This window comes from Pseudomonas sp. MT92 (genome assembly GCF_058792515.1).
This window is the reverse complement of the sequence record NZ_JBXAFA010000003.1, coordinates 320,840-335,726: the sequence shown is the minus strand read 5'-3', so window position 1 is coordinate 335,726 and position 14,887 is coordinate 320,840. Positions and strand designations below refer to the sequence as shown.

Annotated in this window: 13 protein-coding genes; 8 read left to right on the top strand and 5 right to left on the bottom strand. The window is 60.4% G+C overall.

Going from position 1 to position 14,887, the window contains the following annotated elements; all coding sequences use genetic code 11:
* The first annotated feature begins 110 nt into the window (after nt 1–110).
* Nucleotides 111–347, top strand: coding sequence for a hypothetical protein (locus AC1Q6D_RS07385; RefSeq protein ID WP_103405638.1), 237 nt, complete (start codon nt 111–113; stop codon nt 345–347).
* Nucleotides 348–436: 89 nt separating this feature from the next.
* The gene (locus tag AC1Q6D_RS07380; protein ID WP_103405637.1) at nt 437–1,330 is read left to right on the top strand and encodes a LysR substrate-binding domain-containing protein; all 894 of its coding nucleotides are present in this window, start codon (nt 437–439) and stop codon (nt 1,328–1,330) included.
* Here the strand turns inward: AC1Q6D_RS07380 and AC1Q6D_RS07375 are convergent.
* The 5 genes from AC1Q6D_RS07375 to AC1Q6D_RS07355 all read right to left on the bottom strand — a co-directional run bounded on the left by AC1Q6D_RS07375 (nt 1,296) and on the right by AC1Q6D_RS07355 (nt 6,486).
* Nucleotides 1,296–1,910: a GNAT family N-acetyltransferase gene (locus tag AC1Q6D_RS07375; RefSeq protein ID WP_103405636.1), complete on the bottom strand. Its 615-nt coding sequence runs from the start codon at nt 1,908–1,910 to the stop codon at nt 1,296–1,298. The genes AC1Q6D_RS07380 and AC1Q6D_RS07375 overlap by 35 nt on opposite strands.
* A 14-nt stretch (nt 1,911–1,924) precedes the next feature.
* Nucleotides 1,925–4,180, bottom strand: a complete 2,256-nt coding sequence (locus AC1Q6D_RS07370) for an Orn/Lys/Arg family decarboxylase (RefSeq protein ID WP_103405635.1) — start codon at nt 4,178–4,180, stop codon at nt 1,925–1,927.
* 117 nt (nt 4,181–4,297) lie between these two features.
* A complete protein-coding gene (gene dnaQ / locus AC1Q6D_RS07365; protein WP_103405634.1) occupies nt 4,298–5,056 on the bottom strand; it encodes a DNA polymerase III subunit epsilon in 759 nt (252 codons plus the stop codon).
* Between the two features lie 126 nt (nt 5,057–5,182).
* Nucleotides 5,183–5,635 (bottom strand): ribonuclease HI, encoded by a 453-nt coding sequence (rnhA, locus tag AC1Q6D_RS07360; RefSeq protein WP_047528325.1) that lies wholly within the window; start codon nt 5,633–5,635, stop codon nt 5,183–5,185.
* A gap of 92 nt (nt 5,636–5,727) precedes the next feature.
* The gene (locus AC1Q6D_RS07355) at nt 5,728–6,486 is read right to left on the bottom strand and encodes a class I SAM-dependent methyltransferase (protein ID WP_047528323.1); all 759 of its coding nucleotides are present in this window, start codon (nt 6,484–6,486) and stop codon (nt 5,728–5,730) included.
* Nucleotides 6,487–6,551: 65 nt separating this feature from the next.
* Between AC1Q6D_RS07355 and gloB the strand changes: the two genes are divergently transcribed.
* The 6 genes from gloB (at nt 6,552) to AC1Q6D_RS07325 (ending at nt 14,886) form a co-directional block, all read left to right on the top strand.
* A complete protein-coding gene (gene gloB, locus AC1Q6D_RS07350) occupies nt 6,552–7,319 on the top strand; it encodes a hydroxyacylglutathione hydrolase (RefSeq protein ID WP_103405633.1) in 768 nt (255 codons plus the stop codon).
* 99 nt (nt 7,320–7,418) lie between these two features.
* On the top strand, nt 7,419–8,867 hold the full coding sequence (locus AC1Q6D_RS07345; RefSeq protein WP_103405632.1) for a transglycosylase SLT domain-containing protein: 1,449 nt from the start codon (nt 7,419–7,421) through the stop codon (nt 8,865–8,867).
* A 249-nt stretch (nt 8,868–9,116) separates the two neighbouring features.
* Nucleotides 9,117–10,949: an extracellular solute-binding protein gene (locus tag AC1Q6D_RS07340; protein WP_103405631.1), complete on the top strand. Its 1,833-nt coding sequence runs from the start codon at nt 9,117–9,119 to the stop codon at nt 10,947–10,949.
* Complete coding sequence (locus tag AC1Q6D_RS07335; RefSeq protein ID WP_103405630.1) at nt 10,946–12,787, top strand: extracellular solute-binding protein; 1,842 nt, start codon at nt 10,946–10,948, stop codon at nt 12,785–12,787. The genes AC1Q6D_RS07340 and AC1Q6D_RS07335 overlap by 4 nt, the downstream gene beginning before the upstream one ends.
* Before the next feature lie 4 nt (nt 12,788–12,791).
* The gene (locus tag AC1Q6D_RS07330; protein ID WP_047528314.1) at nt 12,792–13,865 is read left to right on the top strand and encodes a microcin C ABC transporter permease YejB; all 1,074 of its coding nucleotides are present in this window, start codon (nt 12,792–12,794) and stop codon (nt 13,863–13,865) included.
* A gap of 1 nt (nt 13,866) precedes the next feature.
* Complete coding sequence (locus AC1Q6D_RS07325; protein ID WP_047528312.1) at nt 13,867–14,886, top strand: ABC transporter permease; 1,020 nt, start codon at nt 13,867–13,869, stop codon at nt 14,884–14,886.
* Nucleotide 14,887 lies beyond the last annotated feature (1 nt).

Sequence of the window (14,887 nt, the reverse complement as noted above, 5' to 3'; positions counted from 1 at the left end):
CAGGTATATCTGCGTTCTGATTATTTTTTATACGCAGGAAAACTTACCGTGCTCAGTGACGGTCTACTCCACCGCACATTGAGTGATTTATCTCCAGAGGTTCTAAGCAGATGGCAGCAGTACTCGTCGGTCAGTTCCATGCAAGAGACGCGGAAGGCCGCATTTATTCCGTACATGAGTTCCAGGAATCCACCCCGCCGGCAGACGGCCTGGCAAGCGCGGCGCCTGTCACCACGTACAAACTGGCTATTGGCGATCGCGTGAACAAGCTGGATGAAAATGAATTTCTATTGGTGCAGTCGGGCGTCACCATTACCCGCGAACCGGTAACCAGCACCGCTTCATAACTCGACGTTATGAGCAGGAGTCATAGGCGCAGACTTGGGTTAGGATTCAGTCACTGGCTTCCTCACCCTGCTGAACATGGACTTCACGCATGCGCTTACGCCATATCGAAGTGATCCAGGCGCTCCTGCAAACCGGTCATCTGGGCACCGCCGCCGAATGGCTGCAGTTGCCGGTGACCGAAGTCGAGCGCATATTGCGCGACGCCGAAGATCAACTGGGCTTCATGCTGTTCTCCAGCGTAAGAGGGCGCCTGCAAGCCACGCGGGAGGCGCGGGAGCTTCAAGTCGAAATGGCCCGCGTCTACGATGCGCTTGAACCGGTCCAACGCCTGGCCAACAGCCTCAGGCAATACCAGGCTCCGCCCTTACGTATCATTTGTACGCCTCCCCTGGCCCAGCAACTGCTGCCCCAAAGCATTGCGGCTTTGCGCCGACGCCTGCCTGACGCGCCCTGCACCCTGCTCAGCCAACCGACCCGCGACATCGTCCGAAGCCTGCTGTTGCACGAAAGCGATCTGGGCTTGAGCCTGCATGATCCCGATCGCGCCGAGATTGAATGCCAGGTGATTGCCCAGGGCAAGCTGCAACTGCTCGCCCCCCACGGCTGGCTGCAACCCAGGCAAAAGTACATTTCCCTGCAGGATCTGGCGGGCCAGGCAATGGTCGGCCTCGAAGGGCATGACCCGCTCAGCCCGGCGCTGGAAAACAAACTGCATGCACTGCGCCCGGCACCTGTGATCCACACACGGGTACAGACTCACCAGATGATGCGCAGCATGGTCGAGGCCGGTGAAGGCCTGGCCATCGTCGACCCCTTCACCGCGCTCGGCGCCAAATCGGCCGGACTCGATGCCTGCCCCCTGGCGCCCGCGGTGCCGGTCAGTCTCTACGCCCTGAGCCTTAAAAACGGCGCGCCCTCGCCCGCCATTCAGACCCTGTTGGCGATCATCACGGAACAAGCCGCGGCGATGCTCGCGAACTGAGCGGATTTTCGAGCGGATTATCGAACAATCGATACCAGAACAGCGCCACCTCGGCGGTGTTGGGATCGATGCCCCGATAGCGCAGGTGATCGATGCCGCCAATCACGTAACCGCAGCGCTCATAGAGACGACAGGCTCCCAGATTGTTGTTCTGGGTTTCCAGCATGATGCCTGGCAGCTTCTTCTTGCGACTCCAGAACTGCGCCACATCCAGCAGTGCCTTGGCCACACCATGGCGCCGGGCGGGCGCATGCACCGCCAGTTCGTCGATATGGGCAAAGCCATTCCAGTTAGTGCTGACCACTATATGTCCGACCGGCTCGTCATCCAGATACGCCATGAAAATCGCACTGTCGACGGCGTCGCGATAACTGCTGAACTCCTCGGGGTCAATGCCATAGCACTTGCGATAGGGCGTGATCGGCGTGATCGCCCACTGCTCCACTGGCTGGCCTATTTCGGGGGTGCCATAGGCGGTGACTTCAAAACTGAAATCACTGCCCCAGATATAGGCGGCAAAAGCTTCGTCGGCGACTCGCACCGACAGCCCTGGGTAAATCGGGTTTATGACCGGTTGCATACTGGGAAAGGTCCTCATTCCTTGATGCAATCGACGGTGTAGTGCCGTCCATTGCCCTCATCTTCGTGTTGCAAGCCGTGCACATCGGCGACAAACCCGGGAAAGCTGCTGTCGAACGTGCGAGCAAACTTCAGGTAGTCGATGATCGAGCGGGTCGACTCGGTAAAACGCTCGCCGGGCATGATCAACGGAATCCCGGGTGGGTACGGCACCAACATCACGGCAGCGATACGCCCGTCCAGAGCATCGATCGACACCGCTTCAACTTCGCCACGCACCAATTGATCATAGGCGTCAGCCGGCTTCATGGCGATTTCCGGCAGAACGGTGTACATGCGCTTGAGATGCCTGGCCGTGGCATTGCTGCGATAACAGGCGTGCAATTGATCGCACAGGTCACGCAGGCCCATGCCCTGATAACGCGCAACATTCTCCTGCGCCACGCACGGCAGGCAGTTGGCCAGACTGACGTTGGCGTCGTAGCTGCGCTTGAATTCCAGTAGCTCGGTGAGCAGCGTGCTCCACTTGCCCTTGGTGATGCCCATGGAGAACAGCACCAGGAACGAATACAGCCCGGTCTTCTCCACCACCAGCCCGCGCTCCCACAAGAACTTGCTGACCACCGCCGCCGGAATCCCGCGCTCGCTGAGGGCGCCGCCGGCGGTCAAACCCGGCATCACCAGGGTGACCTTGATCGGATCGAGCAATACGTAATCGTCGGTCACGCCGCCAAAGCCGTGCCAGTCGTCCTCCGGTTGCAGCAGCCAGTCTTGTGTGACAACCCGGTCGATACCTTCCACCGAAGGCGGTTGCCAGATGGAAAACCACCAGTCATCGGCGGCGATGTGCTGTCGCAGGTTGGCCAGCGCCCGGCGAAAACTCAGGGCCTCGTCGAACATTTCCTGCAACAGCGAACGTCCGGCAGGCCCTTCCATCATCGCCGACGCGACGTCCAGCGAAGCGATGATGCCGTACTGCGGCGACGTCGAGATGTGCATCATGAACGCTTCGTTGAAGCGATCGCGATCGAGCTGCCGCGCGCCACCGTCCTGCACATGAATCATCGATGCCTGGCTGAACGCTGCCAGCAACTTGTGGGTGGAATGGGTGGTGAACACCAGCGGGCCGTTTTCACTGCGTGAAGTGCCCATGCCGTAACGCCCGGCGAAAAACTCGTGGAACGCCGCATAGGCGTACCAGGCCTCATCGAAATGCAGCACCTCGACGCTGGAACCCAATTGCTGCTTGATCAGCTCGGCGTTGTAGCACAGGCCGTCATAGGTCGAATTGGTGACCACCGCGAGTTTGACCCTGGGCGCCCGCCCCTTGGTCAAGGGACTGGCGTCGATCTTCGCCTGGATCGATTCGCGACTGAACTCACTCAACGGAATCGGACCGATGATCCCCAGCTCATTGCGCTCCGGGCACAGGTACAGCGGGATCGCGCCCGTCATGATGATCGAATGCAGGACCGACTTGTGACAGTTGCGATCGACCAGCACCAGGTCATCGCGCGCGACCATGGAGTGCCAGACGATCTTGTTCGCGGTCGACGTCCCGTTGATGACGAAAAAAGTGTGATCGGCGCCGAAGTTGCGCGCCGCCCGGGCTTCTGCTTCTGCCAGCGGCCCGGTGTGATCCAGCAGCGACCCCAGCTCCGGCACCGACACCGACAAATCCGAACGCAGGGTGTTTTCCCCGAAAAACTGGTGAAACGCCTGACCCACGGGGCTCTTGTGGTAGGCCACGCCACCACCATGCCCAGGCGTGTGCCAGGAATAGTTGGAGTCTGCCGTGTGCTGCACCAGCGCCTTGAAAAAGGGCGGCAGCAAGCCATCGAGGTATTTGCGCGCAGCCCGCGCCACCTGACGGGCGAGAAAAGGCACGGTGTCTTCGAACAGATAAAGAATCCCGCGCAATTGATTGAGCTCGGCCATGGCGTCCGCGGGGGCGTTTTCCAGGGTGACTTGCTCGCCCAGGGCGAAGATCGGCAGGTCCGGCGCGCGCACTCGCGCCAGCCCGATCAACTCGGCCATATTCTGTAACAAATGCGAGCGAGCGCTGGCGTCTTCGGCAGCGATCAACATGCACGAGAGACCGTGATGAGTCGAAGCCACCAAACGCCCTTCGGTGTAGTCCACGGCCGAGACAATGCTGAAGCCTTCTTGCTCAAGCTCCCGGGCAATGCCCCGCACACGGTCACCGGCAACGGTGTCGGCCTTGATGTCGCGATGGACAATCAACACCGGGAATTTCAAATCTTTATACATGGGACTCAGTGTCCTGAGGCGGCAGAACAGAGCCTGCCAATAACCTCAGGGTAGAGGGTTGCAGCGGATGTAGCGAGTGCGACGCCCCAAAACGGGTCACCGACATAAAGAAACGACCTAGGCCTGAACTTCAGCCTCGGCCAACTGCACCCACAGCGCCGGCGCACCTGCCGACTTGGCAATGGCTTCCATGCGTGCCACGTGCCGGGCCATATCGTCTTCGCTGGCGCGAATGATACGTGTCGGCTGGCGGTCGGCGGGCAGACGGCGGATTTCCGTGGCGGAGTTGTCCGCGCCTTCGCCGGAGCCATTGCCATCGGACGCATTGCCGGCCAGCGACAGGCTGGTCTGGCCGCCGGTCATGGTCAGGTAAACGTCAGCGAGAATCTCGGAGTCGAGCAAGGCGCCGTGCAGTTCACGGCCGGAGTTGTCGACGCCGTAGCGTTTGCACAAGGCATCGAGGCTGTTGCGCTGCCCCGGGTGACGCTCCCGAGCCATGAGCAGGGTGTCGAGGATCGAGCAGTGCTGCGTGATGTCCGCACGGTCGTGCTGGCCCATCAGGGCGAATTCGTTGTTGATGAAGCCAACGTCGAACGCGGCGTTATGGATGATCAGCTGCGCGCCCTTGATGAATTCGAAGAATTCTTCGGCCACTTCGGCGAAACGCGGCTTGCCCACCAGAAACTCGTTGGTGATGCCGTGGACGCCGATGGCGCCTTCATCACTTTCGCGATCCGGTTGCAGGTAGACATGGAAATGCCGACCGGTCAGACGACGACCGATCAACTCGACACAACCGATTTCGATAATCCGGTGGCCGTCGGTCACCGGCATGCCGGTGGTTTCGGTATCGAGTACAACGGATCTGGTGGCCATCTGATGCTCAGCTCTCAATCGGTCAATCGTGCAAAAACGGCGATGTTAACACGCTCGCCAAGGTCTTTCAGGTACGCCGTGTTGCCCCCCATCGCGAGCTATCTCGCGATAGCGACGCCCCGGAAATCAGGCCTGCTTGAACCCGCGCACTTCATCCACGCCACGGTTGGCCAGTTGGTCGGCCCGCTCGTTGCCATGGTGGCCGATGTGCCCGCGCACCCATTTCCAGGTGACGTTGTGACGGTTGACCTGCTCGTCGAGCATCTTCCATAGGTCAGCGTTCTTGACCGGTTCTTTCGCAGCGGTTTTCCAGCCGCGCTTTTTCCAGTTGGCCATCCACTCGTTGATGCCCTTCATCACGTACTGCGAGTCGGTCACCAGCAGCACATCACAGGGACGCTTGAGTTCTTCGAGGCCACGAATCGCGCCCATCAGCTCCATGCGGTTGTTGGTGGTGTTGGTTTCGCCGCCCCAGAGTTCCTTTTCAACACCCTTGCACACCAGTAATGCGCCCCAGCCGCCAGGGCCAGGGTTGCCTTTACAGGCGCCGTCAGTGAAGAGTTCTACGCTATCGCTCATGCCAATCTATCCAGAAAATGCGGTGGCTCGCCGATCGTTGATCGACAACGCCCGAGACCGGGGGCAACCCCGGCCAGGAAATACAAGGTGAATTACGGTTCGATATGACGACGGTTGACCTTGGCCATAGGCAATGGAATCAACTTGCCCATCGGTTCGCGGCGCTCCTGACGCAAGGGTCGCAGGCCGACCACTATCTTGCGCGCCACCAATAAATAGAAGCCACCGCCAGACAACTGCCAGCGACCGGCCATGCGCTCCCAGCCGGCCAGACGGGTCTGCCAGGCGGGTGACGCGAGCGGCGGACGATAGCACCCGAAGCGGCGTTTCTCCAGCGCGAAGCCCAGCAGATTCAGCCAGTCGGCGACCCGCGACGGGGAAATGCAGCGGGCCTTGCGCAACGCATCATGAGCGAACACATGACGCAGGCCCCAACTGCTCCAGGGATTGATCCCGATGATCAACAGGTGCCCGCCAGGCCGCACGCTGCTCGCCGCTTCGCGCAGCAGTCCGTGGGGCGACAGGCAGAAGTCCAGGCCATGCTGCATGACCACCACGTCAGCGGCATGTTCGCTCAACGGCCACGCTTGCTCTTCGCAGACAATCTCAACCCCTGGCAACGGCGCGCCCAGACGGACATTGCGCTGCACCTGCGGTGCCGACGGTGGTGTCTGGGCGGATGGGCCGTAATGCACCAGATAACCGCCGAAAAAGCGACCCAGCTCTTCTTCGAGCATGCGCCGTTCTTCATCCAGCAAAAACTGCCCGATGGGGCCGGACAGCCAGTCACGGGCCGCGCTGATCAATGCCAGCCAGTCAGGATCAGCCTGAGCGAACGCTTTATCCGTCATTGCATTCTCCAACGCGCCAGGAAGCTCTAAGATGCGCCATTGCTTTCCAATTGGCGAATCCGACGATGATACAGATCACTGCCCTGCCCGCCTTTACCGACAACTACATCTGGTTGTTACAAGATCCCGACACCCGGCGCTGCGCGGTGGTCGACCCCGGCGATGCCGCCCCCGTGCAGGCCTGGCTTGCAGCCAATCCGCACTGGGTGTTGAGCGATATTCTGATCACTCATCACCATCATGACCATGTCGGCGGCGTTGAACAGCTGAAAAAAGCGACGGATGCCACCGTCTACGGCCCGGCCAGTGAAAACATTCCGGCGCGGGACATGGCCCTCAAGGACAACGACCGCATCAATGTACTGGGCCATGACTTCGACGTCATCGCCGTGCCCGGCCATACCCTGGGCCACATTGCCTATTATCATCGCGGCCTGCTGTTTTGCGGAGATACCCTGTTTGCGGCCGGTTGCGGACGCCTGTTCGAGGGGACGCCCCTGCAAATGTACACCTCGCTGTCGCGCCTCGCGGCCCTTCCCGAAAACACGCTGGTGTACTGCACTCACGAATATACGCTGAGCAACCTGCGTTTCGCCGCGGCGGTCGAGCCCGGCAATCCCGATACGCTGGAACGCCTCGCCACCGTTACCCGCCAACGGGAAGCGGGCGTCATCACACTGCCTTCCACGGTGGCCCTGGAAAAACGTACAAACCCGTTTTTGCGTACCGCCGTAACATCCGTTAAAGAAAAAGTGGACGAACGGACCGGCACCGATAACTCTGCGCCCGATATGGTTTTTGCTGCGCTAAGAAGTTGGAAAGACACGTTCTGAGCCACCTGTACGATGGTGCAAAAACCATGAGTGGTTGACCGTTGGAGGTGCGCTTTCTAGAATCCCCCGACATTTTTGCCCGGAACTTACTTCCAGCCAATGTCGTCATCTATTCGCAAAGCCATCAATTCGGACGCATTGACCCGCCTGGCTCAAGCCATCGCGGTGGCTGTGTCAGCGACCTTGGCCGGCTGTTCCAGCCATGTGCCGCAAACCGATGCGGCACACACTCCGAATATTGCCGCGCGCGCCAAGCAGAAGCCCGTCTGGCTCAGCGAAAAGCCGAGCCCGCAGATTCCGCAGGACGTCTGGGAACGCATGCGCCAGGGCTTCCAGTTGCAGGATGGCCTGGGCGTCAACCCGCGCATCGAGCAGCAACGCCTGTGGTTTGCCAGCAACCCGTCTTTTCTCGAAAATGCCGGCGAACGCGGCAGCCTCTACATTCACTACATCATCGAACGTCTTGAAGAGCGCAACATGCCGCTGGAGCTGGCGCTGTTGCCGGTGATCGAAAGCGCCTACAACCCGATGGCCTACTCCCGGTCCGACGCGGTGGGCCTTTGGCAATTCATCCCGTCCACCGGGCGTTACTACAACCTGCGTCAAACCCGCTTTTATGATGGCCGTCGCGACATCACCGCCTCGACCACCGCCGCGATGGATTACCTGACTCGCCTGCACGACATGTTCAACGGGGACTGGCTGCTGGCCCTTGCCGCGTATAACGCAGGCGAAGGCACGGTCAGCCGGGCCATCGAGCGCAATGAAAGACTCGGCCTGCCTACCGACTACTGGAACCTGCCGCTGCCTGCCGAGACCCAGGCGTATGTGCCGAAACTGCTGGCCCTCTCGCAAGTGGTGCTGGCGCCAGAGGCCTACGGCGTGAACCTAAACCCGATCGCCAACGAACCCTATTTCAAAGTCGTCGAAATCAACCAGCGCATGGACCTGTCCAAGGTCGCCGAAGTCGCCAACATCGACGAAGACGAACTGTTCCAGCTCAATCCGGCGTTCAAGCAGCGCACCACCCTCGACGGCCCCCAGCATCTGTTGGTGCCGACCTCCAAGGCGCAGCTGCTGACCACCAGCCTGCAGACCATGCGTCCTGAAGAGTTGATCAGCAAGAAATCGCGCAAACCGGTTTTCGAGGGCGCTGATGACATCCAGGTGGCGAGTGCCAAACGCAACTACCGGGTCAAGCGTGGCGACAACCTGGGCTCCATCGCCAAGGCCAACAACGTCGACACCAAGGACCTGCAGCGCTGGAACAAGCTGAGTGGCAAGAACCTCAAACCGGGCCAGACCCTGGTTCTTCAGGACACCAGTAAACGCGGTTCCGGACGCATCAACACCGTGGTCGCGGCCAATGCCAAGACCAAGGGCGAAACCAGGAAGCCACAATCCCAATACAAGGTTCAGCAAGGCGACTCGCTGTACATCGTGGCCAAGCGCTTCAATGTTGAAATGCAGCACCTCAAGCGCTGGAACCCGCGCGTCGGCCAGGCGTTGAAACCGGGTCAGATGCTGACCGTTGCCAATCCGCATTAAAAACGAGCCCCTGAATTCAGGGGCTTTTTTTGCCCGCGATTTTTTCACCCCGCAGGAGCGAGCCTGCTCGCGAAAAACCAGAGAGCGCCGCCGCGCTTCCCGTTTTACGCGTAATCTCCCCAACCATCGCCAGCAAGCCCGGCCCCTGCAACGGATCAGATCTGCTTTAAACCCCTGTCTTTTTCCTGTTCATACAAGCTGTTACTGTACGGTCCACAAAGCCCAAGCCGCCCGGATCGGATTCCCTATTTGAAGCATCCCCTCCTCTCGCTCCTGATCTGCCTGGCCTTGAGCTCCACCGCAAGCGCGACGATCAGCGAAAGCCATGGTTATGCGCAGTTCGGCACGCTCAAGTACCCGGCCAGATTTACCCACTTCGACTGGGTCAACCCGCAAGCGCCCAAGGGCGGTACGTTGCGGGTGATGGCGTTTGGCACCTTCGATACGCTCAACCCTTACACCTTCAAGGGCACCAGCCCGGTGACCACGCCGAATTTCCTGCAATACGGCATCAACGAACTCAATGAGCCGCTGATGGTCGGCACAGGTCAGTACGCACCGTCCGGCGACGAACCTGCCTCCAGTTATGGCCTGATTGCCCAGTCGGTGGAGTACAACGAGGACCGCAGCTGGGTGGTGTTTAACCTGCGCCCCGAGGCGCGTTTCCACGATGGCACCCCCATCACCGCCCATGACGTCGCGTTTTCCTACCGCTTGCTGCTCAAGGAAGGCCATCCGCTGTACCGCACCAGCCTCCAGGAAGTGTTGAGGGTCGACATTCTCAATCCACGGCGCATACGGTTCGTCTTCAAACGCGCCGGCAATCCGCTGCTGATCCTGCGCCTGGGCGAGTTGCCGGTACTGCCGCAACACTACTGGAAGGGTCGGGACTTCAAGGCCACCACCTTCGAACCACCACTGGGCAGCGGACCGTACCGCATCACCTCGGTGACGCCGGGACGACAGATTGTTTTCGAGCGGGTCAAGGACTACTGGGGCAAGGATCTGGCAGTCAATCGCGGCAAATACAATTTCGACCGCATGGAGGTCGAGTTCTACCGGGACAGCGATGTCGCGTTCGAAGCGTTCAAGGCCGGCGAGTTCGACATTTACATCGAGCACCAGGCGAAGAACTGGGACACCGGCTACAACTTCCCGGCGATACGCCGCGGTGACGTGATCAAGGCGCAGATCCCGCACCAGATCCCGACCCAGAGCCAGGGTCTGTTCATGAACAGCCGCCGGCCGACGTTCTCCGACGTGAAGGTCCGTGAAGCGCTGGGGCTGATGTTCGACTTCGAGTGGACCAACCGCACGCTGTTCAGCGGTGCCTACAGGCGCGCCATGAGTTACTACCCCAACAGCGAGTTCTCCGCCACCGGCCTGCCGGTCGGACATGAATGGCTGATGCTCAAACCCTGGCGCGAACAGTTGCCCGCGAAGCTCTTCACCGAGCCCTTCAGCCTGCCGCAGACCCAAGGCGCCGGCATCCCCCGGGAAACCCTGCGCAAAGCCCTGGGGCTGCTCGCCGAAGCCGGCTGGAAGCTCAACGGCCAGCGCCTGCAAAACGCCGCCGGACAACCCTTGCGCCTGGAGATCCTGCTGGTCAATCCGAACCTGGAGCGCATCCTCCAGCCTTACGTCGAGAACCTCGCCAGCATCGGCGTCGACGCCCGGCTGCGCACGGTCGATCGTGCGCAGTACAAACAGCGCCTCGACCAGTTCGATTTCGACATGATCCTGATGACGCTCAACCAGACCCTAAGCCCGGGCCTGGAGCAATGGCAGTACTTTCATTCCAGCCAGGTCGGGGTCAAGGGCAGCAAGAATTACGCCGGCATCGCCAACCCGGTGGTCGACCACCTGCTCGAACAACTGCTCGCAGCAAAGAGTCGCGATGAACAAGTGGCCGCCGGCAGGGCCCTGGATCGGGTACTGCTCTGGCAGCACTACAGCATTCCCAACTGGTACCTCAATTATCACCGTCTGGCCTACCGCAACCGGTTGGCTTTCGTCACCACGCCGCCCTACACCCTGGGCCTGAGCGCGTGGTGGCTGAAATCTTCGGAGAAAGATCAATGAAACCTGTAAGCGCCCTGCTCCTGCAGGCCAGCGCCCTGTTGTTCGCCGGGCTGGCCTGTGCCGCCCCGCAGCATGCCCTGACCCTGTACAACGAGCCGCCGAAATACCCGGCCGATTTCAAACACTTCGATTACGTCAACCCGGATGCCCCCAAGGGCGGAAAATTCCGCCAGGCCGGGTTTGGCGGCTTCGACAGCCTCAACCCGTTCATCAGCAAAGGGGTGGCCGCCGAAGACATCACGCTGATCTACGACACGCTGGCCAAACAGGGCCTGGATGAACCGTTCACCGAATACGGCCTGGTCGCCGGCAAAATCGAAAAAGCCCCGGACAACACCTGGGTGCGTTTCTACCTGCGCCCGCAAGCGCGATTCCACGATGGTCATCCGATACGCGCCGAAGATGTGGTGTTCAGCTTCCAGACCCTGATCAAGGATGGCGCCCCGATGTACCGTGGCTATTACAGCGACGTTGACGAAGTGGTCGCCGAGGACCCGCTCACGGTGCTGTTCAAGTTCAAGCACGGCAACAACCGAGAACTGCCGCTGATCCTCGGCCAGTTGCCGGTACTGCCCAAGCATTGGTGGGCGACCCGCGACTTCAACAAGGGCAACCTGGAAATTCCCCTGGGCAGCGGCCCCTATCGGGTCAGCGAAGTGAAGGCCGGGCGTTCGGTGCGCTATGAGCGGGTCAAGGACTACTGGGGCAAGGACCTTCCGGCCAACCGTGGTTTCTACAATTTCGACGTGATGACCACCGATTACTATCGCGACAACACCGTCGCGCTGGAGGCGCTCAAGGCCGGGCAGTTCGATTACTGGCTGGAGATGACCGCCAAGAACTGGGCCAACGCCTACAACATCCCGGCGGTCACCGAGGGCCGATTGATCAAGGAGCAAATCCCCAACGGCAACCCCACCGGCATGCAAGGCTTCGTGTTCAACTTGCGTCGCCCGATGTTCCAGGATGTGCGCGTGCGTCAGGCCCTGACACTGTTGCTGGATTTCGAATGGACCAACAAGCAATTGTTCAACGGCGCCTACGCGCGAACCCGCAGTTACTTCGAAAACTCGGAAATGGCCGCCACCGGCCTGCCGGACGCCGATCAACTGGCAATCCTCGAACCGTTCCGCGGCAAGATTCCCGAACAGGTGTTCAGCGAAGCCTTCCAGAACCCGGTCACCGATGGCAGCGGCATGATCCGTGCCCAGCAGCGCAAGGCCTATCAACTGCTGCAAGAGGCCGGCTGGCGCATCGTCGACGACAAAATGGTCGACGCCACCGGTAAACCGGTGACGATCGAGTTCCTGTTGGCCCAGACCGAATTCGAGCGGGTGCTGCTGCCGTTCAAGCGCAACCTGAGCGACCTGGGCATCGACCTGGTGATCCGCCGGGTCGACGTCTCGCAGTACGTCAACCGCGTGCGCTCGCGGGACTTCGACATGATCGTCGGCAGCTTCCCGCAGTCCAACTCGCCGGGCAACGAACAGCGCGAGTTCTGGATGAGCGCTGCCGCCGACAAACCGGGCAGCCGCAACTCCATGGGCCTCAAGGACCCGGTGGTGGACCAACTGGTGGAACAATTGATCAACGCCGATTCGCGCAAAAACCTGGTGGCCCATGCCCGCGCACTGGACCGGGTGCTGCAATGGGGCTATTACGTGGTTCCCAACTGGCACATCAAAACCTGGCGCGTGGCCTACTGGAACCACATCGGCCATCCCAAGATCTCGCCCAAATATGACATCGGCACCGCCACTTGGTGGGTCAAGCCCGATGCCAAACCGGCCATAGAGATCGAAACCAAATTGCAAGCCGACCCTGCGGGCACGGAGTAATCAGATGCTGGCGTATATTTTTCGGCGACTGCTGCTGATCATTCCGACCTTGTTCGGCATTTTGCTGATCAACTTCGTGATCATCCAGGCCGCCCCCGGCGGGCCGGTGGAACAGATGATTGCCAAACTCGAAGGTTTCGAAGGCGCCACCAGCCGCATCGCCGGTGGCGGTGCCGAAGTCTCGGTAGCCGGCTCGGCCTATCGCGGCGCCCAAGGCCTGGACCCGGCGTTGGTCAAGGAAATCGAGCACATGTACGGCTTCGACAAGTCGGCGCCTGAACGCTTGTGGATCATGGTCAAGAACTATGCATCCCTGGATTTCGGTGACAGTTTCTTCCGCGACGCCAAGGTCATCGACCTGATCAAGGAAAAGATGCCCGTGTCGATTTCACTCGGGCTGTGGAGCACGCTGATCATGTACCTGGTGTCGATCCCGCTGGGGATCGCCAAGGCCACGCGGCACGGCAGTCACTTCGATGTCTGGACCAGTTCGGCGATCATCGTCGGCTACGCCATCCCGGCGTTCCTGTTCGCCATCCTGCTGATCGTGGTGTTTGCCGGTGGCAGTTATCTGGACTGGTTCCCGTTACGCGGGCTGACGTCGAACAACTTCGATGAACTGAGCATGGGCGGCAAGGTGCTCGATTACTTCTGGCACCTGGCGCTGCCAGTGACCGCGCTGGTGATCGGCAACTTCGCGACCATGACCCTGCTGACCAAAAACAGTTTCCTCGACGAAATCAACAAGCAATACGTGGTCACCGCCAAGGCCAAGGGCCTGACCAACCATCGCGTGCTCTACGGCCATGTGTTCCGCAACGCCATGCTGCTGGTGATCGCCGGGTTCCCGTCGGCGTTCATCGGTATCTTCTTCACCGGTTCGCTGCTGGTCGAAGTGATCTTCTCCCTCGACGGCCTCGGCCTGATGAGTTTCGAAGCGGCAATCAACCGCGATTACCCGGTGGTTTTCGGCACCCTGTTCATCTTCACCCTGCTGGGGCTGGTGGTGAAACTGATCGGCGACCTCACCTACACCTTTGTCGATCCGCGCATCGACTTCGAAAGCCGGGAGCATTGAGATGAACCTGTCCCCTCTCAATCGCCGTCGCTTCGAACTGTTCAAGGCCAACAAGCGTGGCTGGTGGTCGCTGTGGCTGTTTCTGATCCTGTTCGGCGCCAGCCTCGGCGCCGAGCTGATTGCCAACGACAAACCCCTGGTGGTGCATTACGACAACAACTGGTACTTCCCGGCACTCAAGCGCTACCCGGAAACCACCTTCGGCGGCGAATTCCCGCTGGAAGCCAACTACAAGAGCCCGTACATCCGCGAACTGCTCAAGGCCAAGGACGCCTGGGTGCTGTGGGCGCCGATTCCCTACAGCTACCAGAGCATCAACTACGACCTGAAAGTCCCGGCACCGGCGCCGCCCTCGAGCGATAACCTCCTCGGCACCGATGACCAGGGCCGTGACGTATTGGCCCGGGTGATCTACGGCTTCCGCATTTCGGTGTTGTTCGCCCTGACACTGACCCTGTTCAGCTCGATCATTGGCGTCATCGCCGGTGCCCTGCAGGGTTTCTACGGTGGCTGGATCGATCTGGCCGGGCAGCGATTCCTCGAAATCTGGTCCGGGTTGCCGGTGCTCTATCTGCTGATCATCCTGGCCAGTTTCGTCCAGCCCAATTTCTGGTGGCTGCTGGGCATCATGCTGTTGTTTTCCTGGATGAGCCTGGTCGACGTGGTGCGCGCCGAGTTCCTGCGGGGGCGCAACCTGGAATACGTACGCGCGGCCCGGGCGCTGGGCATGCAGAATGGGGCGATCATGTTCCGCCACATCCTGCCCAACGCCATGGTCTCGACCATGACCTTCATGCCGTTCATCCTGACCGGTGCCATCGGCACCCTCACCGCCCTGGATTTCCTCGGCTTCGGCCTGCCGGCGGGCAGTCCTTCCCTGGGTGAACTGGTGGCCCAGGGCAAATCCAACCTGCAAGCACCGTGGCTCGGCATGAGCGCGTTTGCGGTGTTGGCGTTGATGTTGAGTTTGCTGGTGTTTATCGGCGAGTCCGCTCGCGACGCCTTCGACCCGAGGAAGTGAA

Coding starts and splice junctions, on each gene's coding strand:
- gloB (WP_103405633.1), top strand. CDS start 6,552: ATGATACAGATCACTGCCCTGCCCGCCTTTACCGACAACTACATCTGG.
- AC1Q6D_RS07370 (WP_103405635.1), bottom strand. CDS start 4,180: ATGTATAAAGATTTGAAATTCCCGGTGTTGATTGTCCATCGCGACATC.
- dnaQ (WP_103405634.1), bottom strand. CDS start 5,056: ATGGCCACCAGATCCGTTGTACTCGATACCGAAACCACCGGCATGCCG.
- AC1Q6D_RS07335 (WP_103405630.1), top strand. CDS start 10,946: ATGAAACCTGTAAGCGCCCTGCTCCTGCAGGCCAGCGCCCTGTTGTTC.
- rnhA (WP_047528325.1), bottom strand. CDS start 5,635: ATGAGCGATAGCGTAGAACTCTTCACTGACGGCGCCTGTAAAGGCAAC.
- AC1Q6D_RS07345 (WP_103405632.1), top strand. CDS start 7,419: ATGTCGTCATCTATTCGCAAAGCCATCAATTCGGACGCATTGACCCGC.
- AC1Q6D_RS07355 (WP_047528323.1), bottom strand. CDS start 6,486: ATGACGGATAAAGCGTTCGCTCAGGCTGATCCTGACTGGCTGGCATTG.
- AC1Q6D_RS07380 (WP_103405637.1), top strand. CDS start 437: ATGCGCTTACGCCATATCGAAGTGATCCAGGCGCTCCTGCAAACCGGT.
- AC1Q6D_RS07385 (WP_103405638.1), top strand. CDS start 111: ATGGCAGCAGTACTCGTCGGTCAGTTCCATGCAAGAGACGCGGAAGGC.
- AC1Q6D_RS07325 (WP_047528312.1), top strand. CDS start 13,867: ATGAACCTGTCCCCTCTCAATCGCCGTCGCTTCGAACTGTTCAAGGCC.
- AC1Q6D_RS07330 (WP_047528314.1), top strand. CDS start 12,792: ATGCTGGCGTATATTTTTCGGCGACTGCTGCTGATCATTCCGACCTTG.
- AC1Q6D_RS07375 (WP_103405636.1), bottom strand. CDS start 1,910: ATGCAACCGGTCATAAACCCGATTTACCCAGGGCTGTCGGTGCGAGTC.